We start from the raw sequence: 4,694 nt of genomic DNA, 5'->3' as shown, positions 1-4,694 counted from the left end.
TAGCAGACTATTATAAATAGCTTCGGGAAGGGCAATCTGTTTTAAGCTCCAGGTCAGATTGTATTCAATTCCAAAAGCACTTAATAGTAAAGATATTAGAATACTTTGTAAAAATGATGAAATAAAAGTCACCACTGGAATAATAAATAATATATGTTCATGAAATATTTTTTCTTTAAAAATTCCACAGATAAAACCTATCACTGTTTTTGCCAAAGCGTGTATTCCCAGGAGACTGGTAGAAAAGATATCCTGCAATAAACCGAAAGAAAATCCGGTGATAGCCCCTTCCTTTTCTCCTCTTAGCAAGGATAAAGCTACTACCACCACCATTATAAAATCAGGTTTTACTCCCAGGACAGTAAAAGAATTAATAAGAGTAAGTTGAATCACCAAAGCAACTACAATTATTGCACCTTTCAGTAAAATCCTCATCAGCTATCTCCTTGCTTATTTGATAAATTAGAAAACAGGTATTGATTTAAATTAAGGGTGATACTTGTTTAAGATATATGGGAAGGGGAATTTAATTCTCTTTGTATTGATATTAAGAGCTTTAGAAATAAGCAAAAGAACGACTGATAATATTAAATAAATCTCTTATTGTCTATTATCCGTAGCCAACGAGATAATGCATTAATATTAAGCAACTAAGCTCATTATTGTTTTATCTTTCTTTATTGTTTACCTACTCGCAGATTATTTTAATTAATGTTCTTAAATTATTAAGCATTACTCTTTATCGATTATTATTCTACTTCTTTTAGAGAATAAACTATTTTCCCAACAATGACCAACCAGATAAAGTAAAAAAGGGCTAAAGCTCGGAAGGTTCTTTTTGGCTGCTTAAACGATCTATAAATCCATTCCATTCCGTGTTTTTGCATCCATAATGGTGCTCGCGGTATCCTACCGGAAAGGACGTCAAAACTTCCCCCTACCCCTATACATACTGGCACATTTAATTTTTCCAAATTTTTACTAATCCACTTTTCTTGTTTGGGTACACCCATACCCACTAATAATATATCCGGTTTATTTTCTCTGATCTCAGTTATAACCTCTTCTTCTATACTGTCGCCAGTACAACTATTACTTTTAATCCTATCGTGATTCTCAGAATCTTCAATATCAAAATAACCATGGTGGGTTCCGACTATTTTTATTCCCGGATATTTCTTGTTTAGATTTAAGGCAGCCTTACTAGCAACACCGGGACAAGAACCCAAAAGATATAGAGAATATCCCTTCTTGGCGGCTAATATGCATATATTTTGTATTATATCTATACCGGTGACCCTTTCAGCTAAAGGATAATTTAAGGTAGTAGCAGCCCATAAAATGCCTGCTCCATCGGGAGTAACCAGATCCGCAGATTTTAATATGTCATGATATTCAGGATCTTTTCTTGTTCGTAAAACAGCCAAAGTATCCGGAGTAACAACTTGATGAGGTTTTTTAGATATAATAAATTCCTCTATTTTTTGAATAGCTTTCTGATTATCCACCTGATCAATTCCTACTTGAAAGAGATTTATCCGTTTGGTTAAATTATCTCTTCCGATAATTAATTCCTCTGAGTGAACCTTATTCTTCAACAATCCAAAAACTGCCCAGCCAAAAGCAGTTAAAGTTAGCAACAGATAGAAGTTCTGGTAGATAGAAATAATAAAAGCTGATATGCTTAAGTAGAGAGAAACCCCGATAATGGTTAAATTCGCTCCCGGTGCGGAGAATCCGTAAAATTGCAGTATCTGCCTTAATCTGCTCCTGTTTCCTCCGTTTCCGTTTTCTGAAAATAAGGAAAATTTCCCTCCTATAATACCCGGAATTGAGCTTTCTTGACGGGCATAATTTGCCACAATAGAATAGGAACTGTCTATAATCGGTACACCCAAAATTAAAAGAGGAATCAGTAAGGTTAAAGCTGCTGTACTCTTGGATACGCCCACGATTGCAATCACCGCTAATATAAATCCAAAAGACATATAATATGAAGAAAATTTTCCCCGGGGGATATATTTAATAAAAATATATGAAACCGTTGCCATTATCAAAGATAGCACTTCCGCCAAAATTAATCCCTGCCTCTGTATAAGAGAAACCATTAAAAAAGTGAGGGAAGCGACAAAGACAATATAGGGAGTGATATCCCCCAGTTCATCTTCCTGGCTAATTGAGTTAGTAATGCTTATCAGCCAGATAAGAGTTAAGGGGATAGATAAATAGTTTAGATAAAGATACCCTCCTGATGAGGAGGAAGGAGCGCGTAAAAATTCTATTTTAACTCCGGAATAAATTATAATCAAAGAAATTAAAATCTGAAAGATTAATTTATATCCTGTGGGAATTTTTCTCTTTTCATCGATCTTCCCCAGGATAATCATTAGCATACTGCATACAAAAATTCCTGCAATTTTTAGCATCATTCCGATTTCCAACATATCAAAATATTATCCTTCATTATTTTTTACTTTTTTTACTATCTTATCTTTTTACAACAATAACTTTATAAATTCCTTCTTTTTAGAATAATTTTTTTAAAATTATCATAATTAACGAATATTCTCTTTAAACCAACAAACTGTTTTCTCTAAACCCGATGATAAGTCAAACTGTGGCTTCCACCTTAAAACATCTTTAATCAAGTGGCAATCCAGAATATTTTTCCGTAAATCTCCTTCTCTGGGAGGTCCATAATCTGCCGGATAAGGAAATTTTATCATTTCTTTTAAAAGATAAAAGATATCATTTACTGAAGTGCCTCTTTGGCTGCCTAAATTAAAGCCGTTAAATTTAAATTTAGCTTCGTGTTTAGATTTTAGGTTAGTTTTGTATTTCGTTTCAACTTCAACTTCTTGCTCTCTTTCTATTCCTTTTTCTTTTCCTCTAAGAGCCTCAGGTAATTTTACCATATTTTTTAGCACGAGTAAATTGGCATAAGCAACATCTTCTACATAAATATAATCTCTGATATATTCTCCGTCACCATTTATAGTAGGGACTTCACCTTTGAGCATCTTTTCTATAAATATTGCAATAACGCCAGCTTCACCATAAGGATCCTGTCGAGGCCCATAGACATTTCCATATCTTAATGCTACATAGGGGAGATGGTAATTTTTCTTATAAAAATCAAGATAATACTCGATAGCAACCTTACTAATTCCATAGGGTGATTGAGGTTTGAAAGGAAAATCCTCACTGATGGGGAAACGGTCTGGTTCTCCATAAACAGTACCCCCGCTGGAGGCAAAAATCACCCCTTTGACCTTATAATTCACGCAGCATTGCAACAAATTCAGGGAACCAAGAATATTAGTTTGAGCATCAAATAGAGGGTCTCTTACCGAAAAAGAAACACTGATCTGGGCGGCTTCATGGCATATATAATCTGGTTTTTCTTTCTTAAACACACCCACTAATCCTTTTTGATCGGTAATATTTAATTTATAAAATCGGGCATTTTTATGGATATTCACCTCACGACCGGAAGATAAGTCGTCAATTATGACCACATCATAATTATTTTTGAGAAGCAAATCTACAATATGCGAACCGATAAAACCTGCTCCGCCGGTCACTAAAACGGTGGTCTTTTTTCTTTCCATCATTGGTTTTTTCCTCTTTTTTAGCGGCATATTTCTTTTCCTTCCACTCCTTCCACTAAAAAGTTAGTTAAAACTATCTACAGTGAAGTAACTTTAGTACACTTTTTATATTAGAGAGAGAGCAAAAATAAGAGCGATAATGCTACAGATGATGCTCATTCCCCATAATATAAATACCACATTTTTATGGGTTATCCCCCTAACTAAAAGTCTATGGTGGAGATGCCCTTTATCGGCCAGGAATATAGGGTAATGCCCCCGGTATCTCCTCCAGACAGCAAAAAGTGTGTCAAAAATAGGGAGAGCCAGAATTATAATGGGAATAAAAATATATAGGGCAGTCTCACCGCTTAAAGCCCACAAAGCCCCTATAGAGGCTAATATAAAACCGGCAAAGGTACTACCTGAATCTCCTAGAAAGATTTTTGCCGGAAAAAAATTAAATCTTAAAAATGCTAACATGCTCCCCGCCAAAGCAACCGATAGGATACTAAGTACCTCTAAATTTTGTCTTACACCTAAAATAAAAAAAGTTACCAAGGCAATAAGGGAAATCCCACAAGCCAGCCCGTCTAAACCGTCTATCAAATTGATGGAATTAGTCACTCCTACTATCCAGAAGATTAAAAAAGGATAAAGAAGATAACCCAATAGGCCAAATATTTTTAATTGATTAAGCATAAAATTATTTATCAAATCGCCGTTATAAATAATCACTATTATGGCTGGAACCATTTGAATCATAAATTTATTCTTGGGAGATAGGTCTACTATGTCATCTATTACTCCTAATAACAATATAATTACTCCGCCGATTAAAAGGGCTTTAATCTGTCCTTCTATCTCTACTATAAAGAGCAGACTTAGTAAAAATCCAAAAAAAATAACTATCCCTCCTAAATTGGGGATAGCTTCCTCGTGTACTTTACGATGACCGGGTTGGTCCATCATATTCTGCTTTTTCCCTACGCGCTCCATGTAGGGAGTTAAAATATAAGAAACTATAAAGGCAATTACACCAACTTCAAAATATTTCAAAAGCAAATTCTCCTATTTATTAATTCATTAATCGATTGATTACCC

The 4,694-nt window shown here is 34.6% G+C and carries 4 protein-coding genes; all 4 read right to left on the bottom strand.

The annotated features are described in order from the left end of the window. On the bottom strand, positions 1–435 hold a 435-nt coding region (gene mreD / locus ENO17_04100), incomplete at its 3' end, for a rod shape-determining protein MreD (GenBank protein ID HER24217.1). Positions 436–749: 314 nt separating this feature from the next. Further along, positions 750–2,444, bottom strand: a complete 1,695-nt coding sequence (locus ENO17_04095) for a WecB/TagA/CpsF family glycosyltransferase (GenBank protein HER24216.1) — start codon at positions 2,442–2,444, stop codon at positions 750–752. A 111-nt stretch (positions 2,445–2,555) separates the two neighbouring features. After that, entirely contained in the window at positions 2,556–3,641 is a 1,086-nt protein-coding gene (locus ENO17_04090) for an NAD-dependent epimerase/dehydratase family protein (protein HER24215.1), read from the bottom strand. A 75-nt stretch (positions 3,642–3,716) separates the two neighbouring features. Beyond that, positions 3,717–4,649: an undecaprenyl/decaprenyl-phosphate alpha-N-acetylglucosaminyl 1-phosphate transferase gene (locus tag ENO17_04085; GenBank protein ID HER24214.1), complete on the bottom strand. Its 933-nt coding sequence runs from the start codon at positions 4,647–4,649 to the stop codon at positions 3,717–3,719. Positions 4,650–4,694: the final 45 nt, after the last annotated feature.

The sequence above is a fragment of the Candidatus Atribacteria bacterium genome (genome assembly GCA_011056645.1).
Taxonomy (GTDB): Bacteria; Atribacterota; Phoenicimicrobiia; order Phoenicimicrobiales; family Phoenicimicrobiaceae; genus Sediminicultor; species Sediminicultor quartus.
This window is presented reverse-complemented; position numbering and strand designations above follow the sequence as displayed.